At 63.9% G+C, this 20,913-nt stretch carries 16 protein-coding genes and 1 pseudogene; 10 read left to right on the top strand and 7 right to left on the bottom strand.

Annotated elements, in window-relative coordinates:
• Positions 1 to 84: 84 nt before the first annotated feature.
• The 5 genes from ACF8EF_RS11050 to ACF8EF_RS11030 all read right to left on the bottom strand — a co-directional run bounded on the left by ACF8EF_RS11050 (position 85) and on the right by ACF8EF_RS11030 (position 5,543).
• The gene (locus ACF8EF_RS11050) at positions 85 to 1,620 is read right to left on the bottom strand and encodes a DHA2 family efflux MFS transporter permease subunit (RefSeq protein ID WP_392461135.1); all 1,536 of its coding nucleotides are present in this window, start codon (positions 1,618 to 1,620) and stop codon (positions 85 to 87) included.
• Positions 1,617 to 2,810, bottom strand: a complete 1,194-nt coding sequence (locus ACF8EF_RS11045) for an HlyD family secretion protein (protein ID WP_392461134.1) — start codon at positions 2,808 to 2,810, stop codon at positions 1,617 to 1,619. The genes ACF8EF_RS11050 and ACF8EF_RS11045 overlap by 4 nt, the downstream gene beginning before the upstream one ends.
• 30 nt (positions 2,811 to 2,840) lie before the next feature.
• Positions 2,841 to 3,314 (bottom strand): MarR family winged helix-turn-helix transcriptional regulator, encoded by a 474-nt coding sequence (locus ACF8EF_RS11040; RefSeq protein WP_003247811.1) that lies wholly within the window; start codon positions 3,312 to 3,314, stop codon positions 2,841 to 2,843.
• A 180-nt stretch (positions 3,315 to 3,494) separates the two neighbouring features.
• Positions 3,495 to 4,127, bottom strand: a complete 633-nt coding sequence (locus ACF8EF_RS11035) for a response regulator (protein ID WP_176683318.1) — start codon at positions 4,125 to 4,127, stop codon at positions 3,495 to 3,497.
• 9 nt (positions 4,128 to 4,136) lie between these two features.
• The gene (locus ACF8EF_RS11030; protein WP_392461133.1) at positions 4,137 to 5,543 is read right to left on the bottom strand and encodes a sensor histidine kinase; all 1,407 of its coding nucleotides are present in this window, start codon (positions 5,541 to 5,543) and stop codon (positions 4,137 to 4,139) included.
• A gap of 196 nt (positions 5,544 to 5,739) precedes the next feature.
• On the opposite strand from ACF8EF_RS11030, the gene ACF8EF_RS11025 reads away from it, so the two are divergent.
• From ACF8EF_RS11025 to ACF8EF_RS11015, 3 genes are all read left to right on the top strand, one after another.
• The gene (locus tag ACF8EF_RS11025) at positions 5,740 to 7,362 is read left to right on the top strand and encodes an acyl-CoA synthetase (RefSeq protein WP_019437073.1); all 1,623 of its coding nucleotides are present in this window, start codon (positions 5,740 to 5,742) and stop codon (positions 7,360 to 7,362) included.
• A gap of 95 nt (positions 7,363 to 7,457) precedes the next feature.
• Positions 7,458 to 9,227, top strand: a complete 1,770-nt coding sequence (locus tag ACF8EF_RS11020) for an acyl-CoA dehydrogenase C-terminal domain-containing protein (protein ID WP_392461132.1) — start codon at positions 7,458 to 7,460, stop codon at positions 9,225 to 9,227.
• Positions 9,228 to 9,492: 265 nt separating this feature from the next.
• Complete coding sequence (locus ACF8EF_RS11015) at positions 9,493 to 10,500, top strand: FecR family protein (RefSeq protein ID WP_176683315.1); 1,008 nt, start codon at positions 9,493 to 9,495, stop codon at positions 10,498 to 10,500.
• 13 nt (positions 10,501 to 10,513) lie between these two features.
• Here the strand turns inward: ACF8EF_RS11015 and ACF8EF_RS11010 are convergent, their stop codons facing one another.
• Complete coding sequence (locus tag ACF8EF_RS11010) at positions 10,514 to 11,833, bottom strand: Na+/H+ antiporter family protein (RefSeq protein ID WP_392461131.1); 1,320 nt, start codon at positions 11,831 to 11,833, stop codon at positions 10,514 to 10,516.
• Positions 11,834 to 12,081: 248 nt separating this feature from the next.
• Here ACF8EF_RS11010 and ACF8EF_RS11005 point away from each other — a divergent pair, with 248 nt between their 5' ends.
• From ACF8EF_RS11005 to ACF8EF_RS10975, 7 genes are all read left to right on the top strand, one after another.
• Positions 12,082 to 14,226: a methyl-accepting chemotaxis protein gene (locus ACF8EF_RS11005; protein WP_176683313.1), complete on the top strand. Its 2,145-nt coding sequence runs from the start codon at positions 12,082 to 12,084 to the stop codon at positions 14,224 to 14,226.
• A 94-nt stretch (positions 14,227 to 14,320) separates the two neighbouring features.
• On the top strand, positions 14,321 to 15,337 hold the full coding sequence (locus ACF8EF_RS11000; protein ID WP_176683312.1) for an ABC transporter substrate-binding protein: 1,017 nt from the start codon (positions 14,321 to 14,323) through the stop codon (positions 15,335 to 15,337).
• Entirely contained in the window at positions 15,334 to 16,182 is an 849-nt protein-coding gene (locus ACF8EF_RS10995; RefSeq protein ID WP_176683311.1) for an ABC transporter permease subunit, read from the top strand. Before ACF8EF_RS11000 ends, ACF8EF_RS10995 begins: the two co-directional genes overlap by 4 nt.
• A gap of 93 nt (positions 16,183 to 16,275) precedes the next feature.
• On the top strand, positions 16,276 to 17,139 hold the full coding sequence (locus ACF8EF_RS10990) for a LysR family transcriptional regulator (protein ID WP_252459178.1): 864 nt from the start codon (positions 16,276 to 16,278) through the stop codon (positions 17,137 to 17,139).
• Between the two features lie 135 nt (positions 17,140 to 17,274).
• Complete coding sequence (locus tag ACF8EF_RS10985; RefSeq protein ID WP_176683309.1) at positions 17,275 to 18,192, top strand: AEC family transporter; 918 nt, start codon at positions 17,275 to 17,277, stop codon at positions 18,190 to 18,192.
• Positions 18,193 to 18,226: 34 nt separating this feature from the next.
• Positions 18,227 to 18,838: a cell wall hydrolase gene (locus tag ACF8EF_RS10980; RefSeq protein ID WP_392461130.1), complete on the top strand. Its 612-nt coding sequence runs from the start codon at positions 18,227 to 18,229 to the stop codon at positions 18,836 to 18,838.
• Between the two features lie 206 nt (positions 18,839 to 19,044).
• Positions 19,045 to 19,893, top strand: coding sequence for a CAP domain-containing protein (locus ACF8EF_RS10975; RefSeq protein ID WP_392461129.1), 849 nt, complete (start codon positions 19,045 to 19,047; stop codon positions 19,891 to 19,893).
• Here the strand turns inward: ACF8EF_RS10975 and ACF8EF_RS10970 are convergent.
• Positions 19,860 to 20,872 (bottom strand): annotated as a pseudogene (locus tag ACF8EF_RS10970) (GlxA family transcriptional regulator). The gene ACF8EF_RS10975 and the pseudogene ACF8EF_RS10970 overlap by 34 nt on opposite strands.
• Between the last annotated feature and the right edge of the window lie 41 nt (positions 20,873 to 20,913).

Below are 20,913 nucleotides of genomic sequence, written 5' to 3'. Positions count from 1 at the left end.
GCGGCGCCTGGGCTATCGCGCGCTTAGAAGCAAAATCAAAAGCCGAAGCGAGAGCGAGAGCATCGGGATCTTGCCTTGTTTAGCTCAATGCCCCGCCGATGCCGGACCCGCCTTGGCGGTAAAGGGCGGCTTGGCAAACCACACCAGCAGAATCAACCCGGCAAATACCCAGCTCATCAAGGTGAAATAATCCACCGTCGACATCATGTAAGCCTGCCCATTGAGTATCTGCTCCAACTGCGCGTAACTCTGCGGACTGGCGCCGCCCAACTGCTCAAGGGTATGCCGCGTCGCCGGATCGAACTGGCTGATGTGCTCGCTCAGGTAGGCATGGTGCTGGTCCGCCCGACGAATCCAGATCCAGGTAGTCAACGAAGCCGCAAAACTCCCGCCCAAGGTCCGCAGGAAAGTCGCCAGCCCCGAACCGTCGGCAATCTGGTGCGGCGGCAGGTCTGACAGCAGGATGCTCAAGGTCGGCATGAAGAACAACGCCACGCCAATCCCCATGAACAACTGCACCAAGGCCACGTGCTGGAAGTCCACCTCGCTGGTGAAACCGGCACGCATGTAGCAACTGGTGCCGATCGCCAGGAACGCCAACCCAGCCAGCACCCGCAGGTCGAACCGGTGCGCATATTTGCCCACGAACGGCGACATGATCACCGGCAGCAAGCCGATCGGCGCCACCGCCAGGCCTGCCCAGGTCGCGGTATAGCCCATCTGCGTCTGCAACCACTGCGGCAGGATCAGGTTGATACCGAAGAACCCGGCATATCCCCCAACCAGCACGATAGTGCCAATGCGGAAGTTGCGGTGCACGAACAGCCGAAGGTTGACCACCGGGTGCCGGTCGGTCAGCTCCCAGATCACGAACACCGCCAGAAACACCACCGAAATCAGGCTGCCGACAATGATGAACGACGACTCGAACCAGTCCAGATCGTTACCCTTGTCCAGCACTACCTGCAAGGCACCGACGCCGATAATAAGGGTCAACAGGCCAATGTAATCCATCGGTTGGCGGCTGGTGACCACCGGGCGCGTGCGCATCTGCTGGCGCACCACGGCAGCAGCGAACAGGCCGATGGGCACGTTGATGAAGAAGATCCACGGCCAGCTGTAGCTATCGGTAATCCAGCCCCCCAGTATCGGCCCGGCAATCGGCGCCACCACCGTGACCATCGCCAGCAGCGCCAGTGCCATCCCCCGTTTTGCAGGGGGATAGACAGCAATCAGCAGGGTCTGGGTCATCGGGTAAAGCGGCCCGGCGACCACGCCCTGCAAGACGCGAAACCCGACCAGCTCGGGCATCGACTGGGCGATACCGCACAGGAACGACGCCAGCACGAACAGCAGCGTGGCCCAGATGAACAGCTTCACTTCACCAAAGCGCCGGCTCAGCCAGCCGGTCAGCGGCAAGGCGATAGCGTTGCTCACCGCGAACGAGGTGATGACCCAGGTGCCTTGCTCAGAGCTCACCCCCAGGTTGCCGGAAATGGTCGGCAAGGCCACGTTGGCGATGGTGGTGTCCAGCACCTGCATGAACGTCGCGAGCGACAGCCCGATGGTGGTCAGCAGCAGACTCGGCGGCGTGAACTGGGCAGCGGCGTTGTTGCTCATCGCTGCGCCGTCTTGCCGGTTGCGCTGTTTTCGTGAATCAGCCGGGCGATCAGGTTGTCGGCTTCGACCAGCTGGTGGTCATACACCTGGGTGATGTAGCTGGCCTTCTGCGGTGGCTGCTGGGCCAAGGCCGGACCGCTCTGGTCATGCAGGTCGACTTCGACCACGGTGGAAAGGCCAATACGGAGGGGGTGGTCCTTGAGCTGGTCGGGGCTGAGGTGGATGCGCACGGGTACTCGCTGAACAATCTTGATCCAGTTACCGGTGGCGTTCTGCGCCGGCAGCAAGGCAAAGGCGCTGCCGGTGCCCGCGCCAAGGCTGTCGACCGTGCCGCTGTACTTGACCTCGCTGCCATACAAATCAGCGGTGATTTCCACCGGCTGGCCGATGCGCATCTCACGCAGCTGGGTTTCCTTGAAGTTGGCATCGATCCACACCTGATCCAGCGGGATGACTGCCATGGTCGCGGTGCCCGGCTGCAGGCGCTGGCCCAACTGGACGGTACGCTTGGCGACGTAGCCGGTGACCGGCGCGACCAACGTGGTGCGGGCATGGTCGAGGTAGGCCTGGCGCAGGTCGGCAGCAGCAGCCATGACGTCGGGGTGCGAGGACACCACGGTGTCGTCGACCAGCGCACTGCTGGTGCTGAGCTGTTGGCGCGCGCTGTTGACGGCGGCCTGGGCAACGGTCAGGTCGTCGCGGGCATGGGACAGTTCTTCTGCGGCAATCGCACCGCTGTCAGCCAGCACCTTGCGCCGGTTGAAGTCTTGCTGCGCCTTGCGCAGTTCGGCCTGGCGCGTTTCCAGTTGAGCCTTTAGCGAGTCGACGTTGCTGTACAGCCCGCGCACCTGCCGCACGGTGCGTGCCAGCTTGGCTTCGGCGGACTGCAAGGCGACTTCGCTGTCGGCCGGGTCGAATTGCAGCAATACCTGGCCGGCGTGGACCAGGTCGCCGTCATCGGCCCCGATGCTGGTAACGGTGCCAGCGACTAGCGGGGTGATCTCCACCACGTTGCCGTTGACATAGGCATCGTCGGTGCTTTCGTGCCAACGCCCGACAATGCTGTACCAGGCCCAGGTGCCTGCCCCGGCAAGGATCAGCAGCAACAGCAGGCCAAGCAGCCAGGCCTTGCGCTTGCGTGACGGCTCAGGCGCGACGGAGGGAGTCGGGGTATCTGTAGGTGTGGCCATGACAATACCTTGGATAATTCGTTACAGGGTTCAACGGTCGCCGAAGCGGCGGATCGTCAGAGGGTCGCCAGCACCGAGCAGCACCTTGGCCAGCAGGCCTTCCAGGGTCTTGAGCTCCTCTGGTGCCAGCACGCCGCACAACTCGTTCATGGCGGCGGCGCCGATTTCCGGCAGGCGGTTGGCCAGGCGCTGGCCGTCGGCAGTGAGTGCCAGGCGCACTTGGCGACGGTCGTCGGCGCAGCGGTTGCGCACGATCAGCTCCTTCTGCTCGAGGCGGTCGAGCATGCGAGTCATCGAACCGCTGTCCAGGCCCAGGTACCGGCACAGCTCGGCCGGGGTATCCACCTGGTATTGGGTGACGATGATCAGCACTTTGAACTGCGCGGCAGTGACGCCCTCTGACTCCAGGTGCCAGTCAAGAATGCGGTCTTTGAGGATCGCTGCGCGGCCAAGCAACATGCCGATGGCGCAGGTCTGGAAGTTTTCGGGGGAGAAATGGGCCATCTTTGACTGCTCAGCTAAGTGTGTAGAAATATTACTGCCTAGGCAGTGAATGTCAAAGCCTTCATTAGCAAGCTATGAAATATTTCATGTCTTCTGCCAGTCTCATCGCTCCCAGCAGGCGCGCATTGCGGCCCATTGCTACACACAAGGCCGCGCCTGCAAGGGTGTGCGTAAAGGCGGTTAACGTGCTCGCAGGCCCAACGCCTCCACAGCCCCGCAAGCAATCGCCATTCCCACCAGCTCTGCGAGGCTGCCCGCTTGCAACCGCTTCATCACCCGGCCTCGGTACAGGTCCACGGTCTTGACGCTGATGCCCAACTGCTCGGCAATCTCGCGGTTGTTCAACCCTTGGGCCAAGGGTACGAAGACGTCTCGCTCACGCGGCGTCAGGCCATCGATTCGCGCCTGCACCAAGGCCAGCGCCTGATCGCCCTGTCGCGCCAGCCCGGCGTGCTCCAGCGCAGCCTGAACGCTGTCGAGCAGCAACTGGTCGTTGTAGGGTTTTTCGATGAAGTCGCAGGCGCCGGCCTTGAACGCCCGCACCACGATCGGGACATCGGCATGACCGCTGACGAAGATCACCGGCACCATCAGGCCACGCTCACGCATCGCCTGCTGCACAGCCAACCCGCCCAACCCCGGCATGCGCACATCCAGCAATACGCAAGCGGGCCCATCATCGATGCAGGCGTCGAGAAACGCCTGCCCGCTGGCGAACGGCAAGGCTTGCAGGCCCACCGACTGCAGCAGCCAGACCGTAGAGTCGCGCATCCCCTGGTCGTCATCGACCACATACACTTTTGCTTGCAACACCGCCTCCCCTTATTCCCTGCTGACCGCCAGCCGGCAGCACAGTACCAGACCGCCGTTGTCACCCGCCCGCGCCCACAGGCTGCCACCAAAGCCTTCGATCAGGCTGCGACTCATGCTCAAGCCCAAGCCCAGGCCGTCGGCCTTGCTGGTGGTAAACGGCGTAAAGATTTCATCCAGCCGCTCCGGCGCCACGCCCGGGCCCTGGTCGGCTACCTCAACCAGTACCCCATCGCCATCGCGCGCCGCGCAGAGCAGGATACGTGACGGCCGCTCCCCCTGCTGCTCGCGATTGGCATCGATGGCATTGCGCAGCAGGTTGAGCAGCACCTGCTCCAGCAGCACCCGGTCGGCATACACCAAGGGCAGTTGAGCGCTCATGCGAAGTTCCACCTGCACCTGGTCCCGCGCGGCTTCCCAGGCACACAGACGCATGGCTTCGCCAGCCAGCTCGGCCACATCCAGCGCCTCCAGGCGGCGCGGCCCCTTGCGCAGGAAGGCACGCAGGCGGCGGATCACTTCGGCGGCATGGGTGGCCTGCTCGCTGATACGCTGCAGACCCTGGCCTACTCGCTCGCGAGCCAAGGGGTCACGGTCCAGGCCCTGCAGATAACGCTGACTGGCGTTGGCATAGTTGACCACGGCGGCCAGTGGCTGGTTGATCTCGTGGGCGATACCCGAGGCCAGCTCGCCCAGGGTAGCGAGGCGGGCACTGTGCGCCAGGCTTTCCTGCGCTTCGATGCGCAAGGTGATGTCGCGGGACACGCTGACCACCTCCACCACCGCGCCGGTGTAAGTCTCACGGATCGCCCGGCTGGCGATTTCGAACCAACGGTAGCCACCTGTCGCCTGGCGCACCCGGCAAGTCATCGTGTGGTAGCCGTCCTGGTCCAGCGCGGCAGCGGCCTGACGCAGCACCTGACGCCGTTCGCGCGGATGCAGCAGGGTATGTACAGGCATGCCACGCAGCTGCTCGGGCCACAGGCCGAGCAGGCGGTAGGCTGCCGGTGAGGCATCGAGAAAGCGGCCATCGGGGCTGTGCCGGGAAATCAGGTCGGTGGTGTTTTCGATGATCAGCCGATACAGGCGCCGGGCGCGGCTGGCTTCGCGTGCGCCATGGCGCTCTTCACTGGCATCGCGGCAGCGGCCCAGCACCTGCTGGCCCTGGTTGTCCGGCATGAACGTCCACAACACGATGCGTTCGCCGACCTGCACCTCGACATCGCTGATCGCCCGATGCTGGCGCAAACAGGCACGTACCAGTGCAGCGCAATTGGCCGGCAGCCAGCGAGCCAGCTCAGGCCCTTCGGCGACCCAGGCCTGCAGTGCCGGGTTGAGTGCCAGCGGGCTTGCATCACTGGCCAGCAACAGACTGGGTTGTGGGTCGTTGGTGAGCAAGGGGTAAGCAGTGTCATCCACAGTAGGCGGCCTGTTTCTTATAGTAGTTTTACTATATTGCTATAGTCGATATTCCTAATACCATAGCGACTCGCGTAAAACTGCGACAGAGGGGGCGGCCCACCGTCCGCCCCCACTGCACCCTGAACAGAGCTAACAATCAGCCATCGGGGGTCAGGTGCACAGGCTGCGCCTGCCTCCCTTACAGGATTACCGCATGTCGATCTATGCCCAGGGCCTGATGCCCGCTGCCGTCAACCATGTCGCCCTCACCCCGCTGAGCTTCATCGAACGCACCGCTGCCGTTTACGGCAACTACCCGGCCGTCATCCACGGCGCCATCCGCCGCAACTGGCAAGAAACCTACCAACGCTGTCGGCGCCTGGCCAGCGCCCTGGCCGGCCGTGGCATTGGCCGCGGCGACACCGTGGCAGTGATGCTGCCCAACACCCCGACCATGCTCGAGGCGCACTTCGGCGTACCCATGACTGGTGCCGTGCTCAATACCCTGAACGTGCGCCTGGATGCCGAGGCCATCGCCTTCATGCTGCAGCATGGCGAGGCCAAGGTGCTGATCACCGACCGCGAGTTCCATGCAGTCATCGAAGGTGCACTGGCACTGCTTGAACACCCGCCGCTGGTGGTTGATGTAGATGACCCGGAGTACGGCGAAGGCCGCGCGGTCAGCGAGCTGGACTATGAGGCACTGCTCAACGAAGGCGACCCGGAATTTGCCTGGGAATGGCCCGATGACGAGTGGCAGGCCATTTCGCTGAACTACACCTCTGGCACCACCGGCAACCCCAAGGGCGTGGTCTACCACCACCGTGGCGCCTACCTGAACGCACTGGGCAACCAGATGACCTGGGCCATGGGCCACCGCCCGGTGTACCTGTGGACGTTGCCGATGTTCCACTGCAACGGCTGGTGCTACCCCTGGACCATCACCGCCCTGGCCGGCACCCATGTGTTCCTGCGCCGGGTCGACCCGCAGAAAATCCTGACCCTGATCCGCGAGCACAAAGTCAGCCACCTGTGCGGTGCACCGATCGTGCTCAACGCGCTGGTCAACATGCCCGAGGCGGCCAAGGCAGCCATCGAGCACCCGGTGCAGGCCATGGTCGCCGGCGCCGCACCACCGGCCAAGGTCATCGGCGCCGTGGAGCAAATGGGCATCAAGGTCACCCACACCTATGGCCTGACCGAGGTCTACGGCCCGGTGACCGTGTGTGCCTGGCATGACGAATGGGATGCGCTTTCGCTGGAAGAGCGTGCCCGGATCAAGTCTCGCCAAGGCGTGCGCTACCCGACCCTCGACGGCCTGATGGTGGCCGACCCGCAAACCCTTCAGCCGGTGCCCCGCGACGGCGATACCCTGGGCGAGATCTTCATGCGCGGCAACACGGTGATGAAGGGCTACCTGAAAAACCCTGAAGCCACCGCCGAAGCCTTCCGTGGCGGCTGGTTCCACACCGGCGACCTGGCCGTGTGGCATGCCGACGGCTATATCGAGATCAAGGACCGGCTCAAGGACATCATCATTTCCGGTGGCGAGAACATCTCCACCATCGAGGTCGAGGACGCCCTGTACAAGCACCCGGCAGTGCTGGAAGCCGCCGTGGTGGCACGCCCGGATGAAAAATGGGGGGAAACCCCGTGCGCCTTCGTCGCCCTGAAGCCGGGCCGGGAGGACACCCGTGAAGCCGACATCACCAGTTGGTGCCGCGAACACCTGGCCGGGTTCAAGGTGCCGAAGACCGTGGTGTTCGGCGAGCTGCCCAAGACCTCGACCGGCAAGATCCAGAAATACGTGCTGCGCGACCGGGCCAAGGCGCTCTGATGCCGTAGTCGTTCCCCCTTCAGGCGCGCAGCACTAGGCTGCGCCTGAGGGTTCAGCGCACGCCCAACCATCCCCCACTATTGCAAGAGCTGCCGATGACCACCTTTTCCGCCCCCCTGCGCGACATGCGCTTTGTCCTACATGACGTGCTCAACGCTTCGAGCCTGTGGGCCCGCCTGCCCGCCCTGGCCGAACGCATCGATGCCGATACTGCCGACGCCATTCTCGAGGAAGCATCCAAAGTCACCGGCCAGCTGATTGCCCCGCTCAGCCGCAACGGTGACGAGCAAGGTGTGTGCTTCGACGCAGGCCAGGTCACCACCCCTGATGGCTTCCGCGAGGCCTGGAACACCTACCGCGAAGGTGGCTGGGTCGGCTTGGGCGGCAACCCGGAACACGGCGGCATGGGCATGCCAAAGATGCTCGGCGTGCTGTTCGAAGAGATGCTCTACGCCGCTGACTGCAGCTTCAGCCTGTATTCGGCATTGAGCGCCGGCAGTTGCCTGGCGATCGATGCCCACGCCAGTGAAACGCTCAAGGCCACCTACCTGCCACCACTGTACGAAGGCCGCTGGGCCGGCACCATGTGCCTGACCGAACCCCATGCCGGCACTGACCTGGGGCTGATCCGCACCCGCGCCGAGCCCCAGGCCGATGGCAGCGTGCGCATCAGTGGCAGCAAGATCTTCATTACCGGCGGCGAACAGGACCTGACCGAGAACATCGTCCACCTGGTGCTGGCCAAACTGCCGGATGCGCCCGCCGGTGCCAAAGGTATATCGCTGTACCTGGTACCGAAATTCCTGGTCGAGGCCGATGGCAGTCTGGGCGCGCGCAACGCTGTCCATTGTGGCTCGATCGAACACAAGATGGGCATCAAGGCCTCGGCGACCTGTGTCATGAACTTTGATGGTGCCATCGGTTACCTGGTGGGCGAGCCGAACAAGGGCCTGGCAGCGATGTTCACCATGATGAACTACGAGCGCCTGTCCATCGGCATACAGGGCATCGGTTGTGCCGAAGCCTCCTACCAGAGCGCCGCCCGCTACGCCAACGAGCGCCTGCAGAGCCGCGCAGCGACTGGCCCGCGGGCACACGACAAGGCGGCCGACCCGATCATCCACCATGGCGATGTCCGGCGCATGCTGCTGACCATGCGCACCCTCACCGAAGCGGGTCGGGCGTTCGCCGTGTACGTTGGCCAGCAACTGGACGTGGCACGCTATGCCGAGGACGCCGGCGAGCGCGAGCATGCCCAGCGCCTGGTGGCACTGCTGACGCCGGTGGCCAAGGCATTCTTCACTGATAACGGCCTGGAAAGCTGCGTGCTTGGGCAGCAGGTGTATGGCGGTCATGGCTACATCCGCGAATGGGGCCAGGAACAACGCGTGCGAGACGTGCGCATTGCGCAGATCTATGAAGGCACCAACGGCATCCAGGCCCTTGATCTGCTGGGGCGCAAGGTGCTGGCCGACGGTGGTCAGGCGTTGGCCAGCTTTGCCAGCGAAGTGCGAGCCTTCAGTGTGGATGCGCCCTTGCACCGCGAGGCCCTGCAGGCGAGCCTGACGCGGCTGGAGGCCACCAGCAACTGGCTGCGGAAGCAGGCTGGCGAGGATGCCAACCTGGTCAGTGCGGTGGCGGTTGAATACCTGCAGCTGTTCGGGCTGACCGCATATGCGTACATGTGGGCGCGGATGGCGGCGGTGGCGCTGGCCAAACGTGATGAGGATGATGCGTTTCATGGCGCGAAGCTTGCGTGTGCGGCGTTCTACTTCCAGCGGGTCTTGCCGCGGGGGTTGGGGCTGGAGGCGAGTATTCGGGCCGGCAGTGGCAGCCTTTATGGACTAGAGGCCGCACAGTTCTGACCGGTGTGTCACTGACGCGCTTGTTGCAAGGGGTGCCGTGTGCTGCGAAGAGTCCGGTACAGGATTGCGAAGGGTCTCTTCGCAGCATCAGGCTACCCCTGCAGAAACGATTGCAGACAACGCCATGCGCCCGCGAAGGGTTCTCAAACGCTGAAAAACCATGGCTAATCCGACGAAAAACCGGCACAACTGATAGTCATTCGCCATTACATTGGTTCTCGGGAGCCCTCCCGCAAGGGTAGAATGCGCAAAACCCGGAGCCACAATGAACCACGACCGCCTCAATCCCAACCCAGACGATGCCATCACCGACGCCGCAGCGCATTGGTGCATGCGCCTGCACGCCGAAGATTGCACGCAGGCCGAGCGTGACGTATTCGCTGACTGGTTGGCGGCCGACCCGCGGCATGCCGAAGAGTACCAGGCGATGCTGGAAATCTGGCAAACCGCCGACCTGCTGCCGCGCAGCGCCACCGTCATCGACTTCAACCCACCCGCCAGACACGCCGCCCGCCCTCGCAACTGGCGGCCGCTGGCATCTGCTGCGGCCATCGCCCTGGCAGTGCTGCCGCTGGCCGGGTGGATGGGGTGGGAACAGGGCTGGTTGCCCAACCACTACCAGCACGTTGAAACCGGTGACGGCATGCAGACCGTGGAGCTCAGCGACGGCAGCACGGTACAGCTCAACCTGCACACCGAGCTCACCTTCCTCAACTACAAGGACCAGCGCCGGGTCACACTCAAGCGCGGCGAAGCGTTCTTCAAGGTGCACCACGACAGCAGCCACCCGTTCATCGTGCGTGCCGGCAGTGGCCAGACCCGGGTCACCGGCACCCAGTTCAACGTGTGGAAGTACCAAGACCAGGTGAAGGTCACCCTGGTGGAAGGTTCAGTGCTGGTGTCCAGTGAGGGCAGTGCCGGTGGCTACCGCCTTGGCCCTGGCATGCAGGCCAGCTACCACAAGGGCGACTTCGAGCCGCAGCTGGAGCAAAGCGACGACTATGGCAACAGCCTGGCATGGCGCAGCGGCAAGCTGGTGCTCGACAACCTGAGCCTGGAACAGGCGCTGCCGGTGATCAACCGCTACCTCGACGCCCCGCTGCTACTGGCCGATGCCAGCACCGGCCGCATCCGCATCAGCGGCATCTACAACACCCGTGAAGTGGGGCGTCTGGTCAACAACCTGCCCAAAGTCCTACCGGTCTACCTGACCCGCAGCAAGGACGGCAGCACCGTGCTCAATCGCATCTCGCCGCCGCCCGACAAGGGCTGACGCCCTCCCCGCCTTACAAGGTCATCGCTGCCAACCAGCCGAACGCCATCAACGGCAAGTTGTAATGGATGAAGGTCGGCACCACGGTGTCCCAGATGTGGTGATGCTGGCCATCCACGTTCAGGCCCGAGGTCGGGCCCAGGGTCGAGTCAGAGGCCGGCGACCCGGCATCGCCCAACGCACCGGCGGTACCGATGATGCACACCGTGGCCAACGGGTCGAAGCCCAGTTGCACGCACAGCGGCACGAAGATCGCGGCCAGGATCGGCACGGTGGAGAACGACGAGCCGATCCCCATCGTCACCAGAAGACCTACCAGCAGCATCAGCAAGGCACCGATGCCCTTGCTGTGGTCGATCCACTGCGCCGAGGTTTCCACCAGGCTCATCACCTCACCGGTGGCCTTCATGACCTCGGCAAAGCCGGACGCGGTAATCATGATGAAGCCGATCATGGCCATCATCTTCATGCCTTCGGTAAACAGGTCGTCGGTATCTTTCCACTTGACGATGCCCGACAGCGAGAAGATCAGGAAACCGACCATGGCGCCGATGATCATCGAGTCCAGCAACAGCTGAACGATGAAGGCTGAAGCGATCGCCAGCCCGGCCACCAGCAAGGTCAGCGGGTTGTACTGCACGCTCACCTGCTCCACCTGCTGGATGCGCGTCAGGTCGTAGTCACGCTTCTTGCGGTAGCTGATGAACACCGCCACCAGAAGGCCGACGAGCATGCCGGCGGCCGGGATGGCCATGGCGTGGGTGACGTTGACGCCGCTCACATCGACACCTGCGCGGGCAACGTTGGCCAGCAGGATCTCGTTGAGGAAGATATTGCCGAAGCCCGCCGGCAGGAACATGTACGGGGTGATCAGGCCAAAGGTGATCACACAGGCGATCAGCCGGCGGTCGATGCGCAGGCGCGTGAGCACGTACAACAGAGGCGGCACCAGCAGCGGGATGAAGGCAATGTGGATGGGCAGGATGTTCTGGGACGACACGGCCACCACCAGCATCAGGCCGATCATCAGCCATTTGAGCTTGCCGCCACTGGCGTCGCCCCGCCGATCGATCATGGCCAGGGCGCGGTCGGCCAGCGCATGGGCCAGGCCAGACTTGGCAATCGCCACGGCAAAGGCACCCAGCAGTGCATAGGACAAAGCCACCGTGGCACCACCACCGAGGCCACCGTTGAAGGCCTTGAGCGTGCCTTCGATGCCCAGGCCGCCCACCAGCCCACCGACCAGGGCGCCGATGATCAGGGCGATGACCACGTGCACGCGGGACAGGCTGAGTATCAGCATGATGCCGACCGCGGCGATCACTGCATTCATGGTTGGCTTACCTCATTACGACAGAAAAAAGCGCGAACTCTGAAGCAGTAGGCGGCAGATGTCAAAAGCGCCTTGATACGGCGCGTTAACTGACGGTCGAATTTAAATTGAATGTTTGAATAAAGAAAAAACGGCTTGAGCCGATACCGTGAGAGGCAGCGAGGTGCCTGGCTGGAGCGCTTTGGCACCTCCCGGCCCCACCGCAGATGAAGCCATAACCCTTACTGCCAAAAAAGGGATCCGCCCCCATGCCTTTGCGACAACTCTCCATCCAGTGGAAGATCACCCTGCTCGCCGGTCTCTGTCTGGCCGCTATCGTCACCTTGCTCGTCGGCCTGTCGCTGTACCGCATGGATCACAGTTCGGACCTGGTCAAGGCCAGCAGCATGCAGATGCTGACCGAGGCGGCGCAGTCGCGTATCGAGTCACAAGGTGAAGTGCAAGCGCTGAACATCCGCCGCCAGTTCATGGATGCCTACCAGTACGGCGCCGGCTTCGCCCGCCAGGTGCTGTTCCTGCGTGAGCAGGCCGAAAAGCGCTTTCTCGATGCCTTCGACCTGCGTGAGGACATGACCCGCCAGGTGCGCGCCGCACTGCAAGCCAACCCCGACCTGCTCGGCCTGTCACTGGTGTTCGAGCCCAATGCCCTGGACGACAAGGACAGCCTGTTTGCCGGCAAGGCAGAATTGGGCAGCAACGAAACCGGGCGCTTTGCCCTGTACTGGTCGCAGCCACGCGCAGGCCAGCTGACCTCGATGGCCCTGCCCGAACATGACATGGCCAACACCGAGATCGGCCCCAGCGGCCAGCCGGCCAACACCTGGTGGGTGTGCCCTCGCACATCCGGCAAGGTGTGTGTGGTGGAGCCCTACTTCTACGACATCGACGGCCAGCAGGTACTGATGACCAGCATCGTGTTCCCGCTGGCGGTCAACGGCAAGATCATTGCCACCCTGTCCATCGACATCAACCTCAACAGCCTGCAGGCGCTGAGCCAGGAGGCCAGCCGCAGCCTCTACGAAGGCCGCACCACGGTCGGCATTCTCACCCCGGTCGGCCTGCTGGCAGGCTACAGCGCCGATGCCAGCAAGCTGGCCCAGCGCTTCGACCAGGTAGACCCGGCCAAAGGCGCCGAGCTGGTGCGCAAGCTGGCCGATGGCAAACTGACCATCCTCCACGACCGCCAGCGCTTGAAGGTGCTGGCGGCATTCCGGCCAATCCCGGACGCCCAGCCCTGGGGCGTGTTGCTGGATGTGCCGGAAAACGCCCTGACCGGGCCGGCCGAAACCCTGAAGCAGGAACTTGACGCGCTCAACACCAGTGGCACCCTGCTGGAACTGAGCCTGGGCCTGGCGGCAGCCATTGCCGGCCTGCTGCTGGTCTGGCTGATGGCTCGCGGCGTTACCCGGCCGATCCTTGGCGTGGCCGCCATGCTCAAGGACATTGCCAGCGGCGAAGGCGACCTGACCCGTCGCCTGACCTACCAGAAGCAGGACGAACTGGGCGAACTGGCCGGCTGGTTCAACCGCTTCCTCGACAAGCTTCAGCCAACCATCGCCGAGGTCAAAAGCTCGGTGCAGGCCGCCCGAGGCACGGCCGACCAATCCTCGGCGATTGCCACTGAAACCAGCGCCGGCATGGAACAGCAGTACCGCCAGGTCGACCAGGTGGCCACCGCCTCGCATGAAATGAGCGCCACCGCCCAGGACGTTGCCCGCAGCGCCGCCCAGGCTGCACAGGCTGCACGCGATGCCGACCAGGCCACCCGCGAGGGCTTGGCGGTAATCGACCGCACCACCAGCAGCATCGGTGCCTTGGCCGCCAACATGAGCGACACCATGGCCGAAATAGAAGGCCTGGCGCAGAACAGCGAGAAGATCGGCTCGGTACTGGAAGTGATCCGCTCGATCGCCGAGCAGACCAACCTGCTGGCGCTCAACGCTGCCATCGAAGCTGCCCGCGCCGGTGAGGCCGGCCGTGGCTTTGCCGTGGTCGCCGATGAGGTGCGCAACCTGGCCCAGCGCACTCAGGAGTCGGTGGAAGAAACCCGTCAGGTCATCGAAGCACTGCAGAACGGCACCCGCGAAGTGGTCGGCGCCATGGACCACAGCCACCGCCAGGCCCAAGGTGGCGTGGAGCAGGTAGGCCAAGCCGTCACGGCATTGCAGCGCATAGGCCAGGCAGTGACGGTGATCACCGACATGAACCTGCAGATTGCCTCTGCCGCCGAGGAGCAAAGCGCGGTAGCCGAGGAAATCAACAGCAACGTGGCGACCATTCGTGACGTCACTGAATCCCTGTCAGGCCAGGCCAACGAGTCGGCGCGGGTCAGCCAGTCGCTGAACAGCCTGGCCAACCAGCAGCAAGCGCTGATGGACCAGTTCCGCGTCTGAAGCAAACGGGGCCACGCCAGTGGCCCTGAAACCGACAAAACCTCGTCGTCTACACTTGCCCCCACCGCCAAGGGGTGCGAACGACGAGGTTTACATGAAGCGAATTCCAGCGCTGCTGGCCGGGCTGCTGTTGACGGTGGGCCTGGCCAGCACGGACAGCGCCGCATCGGCAGAACAGCCTGCACCTATCCATTTTGGTGCCATCGGCTGGGAAAGCGGCGCCCTCACCACCGAGATCCTGCGCCTGATCGTGGAGCGCGGCTACGGCTACCGCACAGACACCCTGCCTGGCAGCACGGTCAGCATGGAGGTGGCCCTGGCGCGCAATGACCTGCAAGTGATCGCCGAGGAATGGGCCGGGCGCAGCCCTGCCTGGGTCAAGGCCGAACAGGCCGGCCAGGTGTTCGCACTGGGCGATACGGTCAAGCATGCAGAGGAAGGTTGGTGGGTACCGGCCTATGTGATCGAGGGTGATGCCGCTCGTAATCTGAAACCCGTGGCGCCTGAGCTGCACAGTGTCGAGGACCTCAAGCGTTACCCACAGGTATTTTCCGACCCCGAATCACCCGGTAAAGGGCGTTTTCTCAACAGCCCGAGCGGCTGGACGTCCGAAACCGTCAACAGCCAGAAGCTCAAGGCCTATGGCCTGGATGGCCTCTACAGCAACTTCCGCAGTGGCTCCGGCGCCGCGATGGACGCCGAGATCGGTTCGGCAATCCGCCGTGGCAAACCCGTGCTGTTCTACTACTGGAACCCGACCCCGCTGATGGGGCGCTACAAGCTCATCCGGCTGGAAGAACCACCGTTCGATGCCCAGGCCTGGGCCACCCTCACCGACCCCGCCAACCCCAACCCGAAGGGCAGCCGCTCGCTGCCGGCAAAGTTGTCGATCGGCGTATCCAAAGCCTTTCGCGAAAACTACCCAGACCTGGTCAGCGTGTTCGAACAGGTAGACCTGCCCATCGATCGCCTGAACAAGGCCCTGGCCGTCATGAGCGAAAAACGCACGCCCGCGCGCGAAGCCGCCCTCACCTTCCTGCGCGATAACCGCGAGGTGTGGAAAGCCTGGCTGCCGGCGGACATCGCCGCCAAGGTCGAGGCCAGCCTGTGAGCGGCGGTTTCCCGCAGACCCTGCAGTTTTCCTTTGCCGACAGCATCAACCGCCTGGTCGACGGGTTGGTATTGAACTACGGCGACCACCTGCGCAGTTTTTCTGACCAGTTGCTGCAACTGCTGGTCGGCCTGGAGAACCTGTTGCGTCTGTTGCCTTGGTGGCTGTTGTTGTTGCTGGTGGGTCTGCTGGCCTGGCACGCCAGCCGCAGCCTGCTGCGCAGCGCCGTGCTGGTCGCGCTGCTGGCCCTGATCGGTATGCTCGGGCTCTGGGACAAGCTGCTGCAGACCCTGGCCCTGGTGCTGGTCAGTACCGGTTTGTGCGTACTGGTGGGTGTACCGCTGGGCATCCTGCTGGCCGCCCGGCCACTGGCCAGGCGGCTCCTGTTGCCGGTCCTCGATGTGATGCAGACGCTACCTGCGTTCGTTTACCTGATCCCGGTGCTGATGCTGTTTGGCCTGGGCAAGGTGCCTGCCGTGTTCGCCACGCTGATCTACGCCCTGCCGCCGCTGGTGCGGTTGACCGAACTGGGCTTGAGCCAGATCGACCCCTCGTTGTTGCAGGCCGCACACGGCCTTGGCGCCAGCCGCTGGCAGCGGTTGCGGCGCATCGCCCTGCCCCTGGCGCTACCAAGCATCATGGCCGGGCTCAACCAGTCGGTCATGATGGCCCTGTCGATGGTGGTGGTGGCGTCGATGATCGGCGCCCGTGGGTTGGGTGAGGATGTGTTGGCGGGGATCCAGACCTTGAATGTTGGCCAAGGGATGGAGGCCGGGCTGGCAATTGTCGCCCTGGCCATGGTGATCGACCGGATCAGCCAGGCCTATGGGCGCAGCAGTCGCTGAACCGTATCGCCAAGGCCTGGGAGCAGCCTTGTGCTGCGAGAGGGCCGGGCCTGACAATACGCCTCTGTCAGCTGAGAACCGGACCTCAACCGCATGTCCCTGAAAGCCCTGCGCACCTTGGTGACCATCGCCCGCCACGGCACCTTTGCCCGCGCCGCCGACCTGCTCAGCCTCACCCCCTCGGCGGTCAGCCTGCACATCAAAACCCTCGAAGACGAACTGAAGGTGGCCTTGTTCGACCGTAGCCGCAGGCAGGTGGTGCTGACCGAAGCCGGCCAGTTGGCGGTGGCCCGCGCCGAGAGCCTTCTGGCTGCCTATGACGAACTGGCCGATGCCCTGGCCAGCGGCCCAAGCCTGCGCGGCCGCTTGCGCCTGGGGGCGATCCACACGGTGCTGGCGCGGCGTTTGCCTAAAGCGCTGGTGTGGATCAAGGCCCACCACCCGCAGCTACACATCAGCGTGGCCTCAGGCATGTCGGCGGAGCTGGCGCGGCGCGTGGAAGACGGTGAGCTCGATGCCGCAATCACTACCGAACCGGTCAGCCCTTACCCGCAAAACCTGGACTTCACACCGCTGTTCGAGGACCGTTTCTGGGCCATTGCCAGCCCTGAGCTGGCCGGGTATAGCGTGCCGCAGTTGCTGGCCAGCCAGCCATTCCTGCGCTTCGACAAGCGTGCCTGGGCCGGCCGGCAGATCGAGCAGGAGCTACGCCGCCAGCATGTACAAGTGAGCGAACTGATGGAGCTGGACAGCCAGGAAGCCCTGGCGCGCATGGCGGTGATGGGCCTGGGCGTGGCGGTCATCCCCATGGCGGACGACGACCTGCAACGCTTGCCACCCGCCACCTGCCTGCCGTTTGGCGAGCCGCAGCTGACCCGGCGGGTGGTGTTGCTGGAGCATGAAAAAAGCCAGCGGCGGCATTTGAGTGCGGTGTTGAAGACCGCCCTGGAAGCCTGAAGTCAGGCTGCTCCCGGGCGAGACGAGCACCCACCAACATGCACTTTTCCTCAACGGTCACTGAAGAAAACAACGTTTTTCCAGATTGATCCGCACCCGTAGTCTATGCCCGTACCCGACCACGGAATGCTGACCATGCTGCACTTGCTGCTGACCACCCTGCTACCCATCATCCTGCTGATTGCCCTGGGTACCTTCCTGCGACTTCGCGGTTTTCTTGCCGAGAACTTCTGGCCTGGCGCCGAGCGCCTGAGCTATTACGTCCTGCTGCCGTCGCTGTTCCTCCATGGCCTGGCCACTGCCAACCTCGATGGCATACCGGTGCTGGGCATGGCCGGCGCCCTGATGCTCTCAACCTTGGCAGGTGCCGTGTTGCTGGTGCTGTATCAGGGCACGGCGAACCATGATGGAGCCGACTTCACTTCAGTGTTTCAGGGCGGTATCCGCTTCAACAACTACATCGGCGCCACCCTGGCTGCGGGCATCTATGGCAGCGCCGGGATTGCCCTGGCAGCGGTGGCCAACGCGGCCATCGTGCCCTTGGTCAACCTGCTCTGCGTGCTGGTGTTTGCCCGCTTCAGCGCCCGTCACAGTTCCCCTGCCACAGTGCTTCGGGCGATCTTCGCCAACCCGCTGATCATCGGCTGCGCTGGGGGGCTGATGCTACGGGTCTCGGGGCTGGGCTTGCCAGCCGGTATCGACGCCACGGTCAAGGCCTTGGGCCACGCCGCCTTGCCTCTGGGCCTGCTGTGTGTCGGTGCAGCACTGGGCGGCGCCAGCCTCGGCCAGCAGGTGCGCCCGCTGATGGCGGCATCGGCGTTCAAGTTCCTGGTCATGCCAATGACCACCTGGGGCCTTTGCCGGCTGCTCGGCTTGAGTGGCCAGGCAGCGGTGGTGGCGGTGCTGTTCCAGGCGCTGCCAACCGCTTCATCGTCTTATGTCATGGCCCGGCAAATGGGCGGCAATGCGCCACTGATGGCCACCATCATCGCTCTGCAGACCGTGGCTGCCGCCGCCACCTTGCCTTTGGTGTTAATGCTTACGCTTGGCTAGACTGAAACTCTGCCCACCGTCTGGTAGTTCGCCCATGCACCTTTACTGCATGCTGATCGGCTTGACCTCGGCCCTGCTCGCAGGCCCCCTGTATGCCGCTGACCCGGCCAAAGCGGCCGTTGCCGAGGACAAGGCCGAAGTGCTTGAAGAAAAGGTCGTTGTAGATGCGCCTCCCCCCAAAAAAGCAGAGAAACTGACCCCCGGCGAAGCACAGGCAGTGGACCCGGCTGGCAAGGCGCCGCTGGATGACAGCATCACCTGCCTGGCTCGTACCCTCTACTGGGAAGCCAAAGGCGCCGACGCCAAAGACATGACCGCAGTGGCCAGCGTGGTGCTCAACCGCCTGGGCCACGATGGCTTTCCCGATACCATCTGCGGGGTTGTCAAACAGGGTGTGGAGACCAAGGCCTGCCAGTTCTCATGGTGGTGTGACGGGCGCCCGGACCAGGTCGAGGAGCCGCAACGCTACGATGTTGCCAAAGAGATCGCACGCAAGGCACTGAACCAGCAGTTGAAAGACCCCACCGGCGGTGCGTTGTACTTTCACGATCGCACTGTGCGCCCCGACTGGGCGAAGGCATATCGAAAGACCGCGCAGACGACCCACTTCCTGTTCTACAAGCCAGACCAGGCGTTGGCCCATTGACGCGTAAACGGCTGACAACGCTGGCCTGATACGAATGATTGGCAACTGACCGCACTTTTCCATCGACCAGGGGTCTACCCCCTCTTTTGCCGCCAGTAACGATTGCCGGCGTTTTCATTGCCTTGCACGACCTCGGGCCAAAAGCCGCGGGCTTGTGTAGGATGAGCAGCGCATACCACGACGCTGCCAGTCAAAGGGAGATCCACATGCGCGTCCTGACATCCGTCGTCTTGTCGCTGAGCCTGGTCGTTTCGACCGGGGCGCTGGCAGCCACCGGCGAAGAGGCGCAGCTGATCGATTCGATCAATGTCTACCGCAGCAAGGCCCAGCCCTGCGGTGGCGGGGCGTCGCTGGAACTGCCACCGCTCAATAGCGACACACGCCTTGCGCTGTCGCCAGAGGGCACCCGCGACCTGCAACAGGCCATGACCCGCGCCGCTTACCCGATGGTCAGCGTCCAGGCCATCAGCCTGTCGGGGCCACGCGATGCACGCGCCGCCATGCATGCCATCGAGGAAAGCTTCTGCCAGGTGGTGCTCGACCCGCAATTCGTCGATATCGGCGTCAGCCAGGAGGGCCGCGACTGGCGCATCGTACTGGCACGGCCGCTGCTCAGCGGCCGCCTGGGCGACTGGCAGGCCGAGGGGCAGAAGGTGCTGCAGGAGGTCAACGCCGCGCGCAAGGTGCCACGGCAATGCGGCGGCCAGCCGTTTGCCGCCGCCCCGGCACTCAGCTGGAGTACAGTGCTGGCCGGGGTCGCCGCCAACCACACACGGGCCATGGCCAACCAGAACTTCTTCGACCACATCGACAAAGATGGCCGCACACCCGGTGACCGGGCGGAACTGGCCGGGTACCTGTACCAGCAGATCGGCGAAAATATCACTGCCGGGCGTGACACCGCGCAAAAGGTCGTCAACGGCTGGCTGGACAGCCCGGGGCACTGCGCCACGCTGATGAATCCGGCCTTCCGTGAACTGGGCGCTGCGTATGCGGTAGACCCCAAGAGTGATGCCGGGATCTACTGGACAGGCGTGTTCGGGACGCCGCAGTAGGTCACGTGAAGGGGCAATTGCCTGCACGCAACTGCAAAGCTGTACAACCAAACCGACGCCGCACGCACTTGCCAAGGTAGCTGGCATCCCCCAGGCCCACCTCATCGGCAATCTGCGCCAGGCTGTGGCTGGAGTTGAGTAAACGCCAGCGCGCCTGCTGCAAGCGCATCTCCAGCCACCAGGCCTTGGCGCTCATGCCGTGGCTGGCCTGGAACTGCCGGTCCAGTTGACGCCGGCTAATGCCCAGTTCCGCCGCCAGTTGCTCCACGGCCAACGGCGTGCCCAGGTGATGACGCATCAGTGCTTGCGCCCGCTGCACCTGGCGTCCCTGACCGGCTCCCAGCTCCAGCGAGCGCAAGGCATGACGGCTGTCGCGGGTCTCGTCCACCAGCATGTCAGCCAGCCCTTTGAGCGCACGTGTTCGCCCGCAAGCACGTGACAGTAGGGCAACGGCCAGGTCGATGGCGGCAGTGCCACCGGCGCACGTGATGCGGTTGCCATCGATGCAGTACAACTGCTCGCGCAGCAGCTGCAACTGCGGAAAAGCAGCCCGAAACTCGGCTTCGTGACGCCAGTGCACCACCACCTTGTGCCCCTGCAGCAGGCCGCAGGCCGCCAGCAGGAAGGCGCCATTGTCGACCCCCACCAGCTTGACACCTGCCTTGGCGGCCTGCCTGAGCAAAGCCCGATAACGTGGCGCCAGCTCCACGGTGGCCAAGGCACTGCGGCCGCCAAACACCACCAGGTAGTCGAAACGGCTCAGCTCGAGCTGATCCGCAATGGCCTCGACCTGCAGCACCGCGCCACTGCTTGACGGTACCGGCTCGAGGCTGAGCCCCGCCACCGTCCAACTGCAATAGCGTTGCTGGCTGTAGTCCTCGTCGTCGGCGCTGAAGCGCAATTTGTCGAGAAAGGCGCCAAACGGCAGCAAGGCAAAATCCGGTAACGGCATGATCAGCAAGCGAATGTCGGGCGGCATGAAACCACGTCCAGAAAAGACCCTTGTATGACCAGATAATA

Origin of the sequence: Pseudomonas sp. zjy_15 (genome assembly GCF_043101865.1) — a bacterium.
GTDB classification, from domain to species: Bacteria; Pseudomonadota; Gammaproteobacteria; order Pseudomonadales; family Pseudomonadaceae; genus Aquipseudomonas; species Aquipseudomonas putida_Y.
The sequence above is the reverse complement of the archived record's forward strand: the minus strand, read 5'-3'. Positions and strand labels throughout refer to the sequence as shown.

Coding starts and splice junctions, on each gene's coding strand:
- ACF8EF_RS11000 (WP_176683312.1), top strand. CDS start 14,321: ATGAAGCGAATTCCAGCGCTGCTGGCCGGGCTGCTGTTGACGGTGGGC.
- ACF8EF_RS11005 (WP_176683313.1), top strand. CDS start 12,082: ATGCCTTTGCGACAACTCTCCATCCAGTGGAAGATCACCCTGCTCGCC.
- ACF8EF_RS10985 (WP_176683309.1), top strand. CDS start 17,275: ATGCTGCACTTGCTGCTGACCACCCTGCTACCCATCATCCTGCTGATT.
- ACF8EF_RS10990 (WP_252459178.1), top strand. CDS start 16,276: ATGTCCCTGAAAGCCCTGCGCACCTTGGTGACCATCGCCCGCCACGGC.
- ACF8EF_RS11025 (WP_019437073.1), top strand. CDS start 5,740: ATGTCGATCTATGCCCAGGGCCTGATGCCCGCTGCCGTCAACCATGTC.
- ACF8EF_RS10980 (WP_392461130.1), top strand. CDS start 18,227: ATGCACCTTTACTGCATGCTGATCGGCTTGACCTCGGCCCTGCTCGCA.
- ACF8EF_RS10975 (WP_392461129.1), top strand. CDS start 19,045: ATGCGCGTCCTGACATCCGTCGTCTTGTCGCTGAGCCTGGTCGTTTCG.
- ACF8EF_RS11045 (WP_392461134.1), bottom strand. CDS start 2,810: ATGGCCACACCTACAGATACCCCGACTCCCTCCGTCGCGCCTGAGCCG.
- ACF8EF_RS11040 (WP_003247811.1), bottom strand. CDS start 3,314: ATGGCCCATTTCTCCCCCGAAAACTTCCAGACCTGCGCCATCGGCATG.
- ACF8EF_RS11015 (WP_176683315.1), top strand. CDS start 9,493: ATGAACCACGACCGCCTCAATCCCAACCCAGACGATGCCATCACCGAC.
- ACF8EF_RS11010 (WP_392461131.1), bottom strand. CDS start 11,833: ATGAATGCAGTGATCGCCGCGGTCGGCATCATGCTGATACTCAGCCTG.
- ACF8EF_RS11050 (WP_392461135.1), bottom strand. CDS start 1,620: ATGAGCAACAACGCCGCTGCCCAGTTCACGCCGCCGAGTCTGCTGCTG.
- ACF8EF_RS11020 (WP_392461132.1), top strand. CDS start 7,458: ATGACCACCTTTTCCGCCCCCCTGCGCGACATGCGCTTTGTCCTACAT.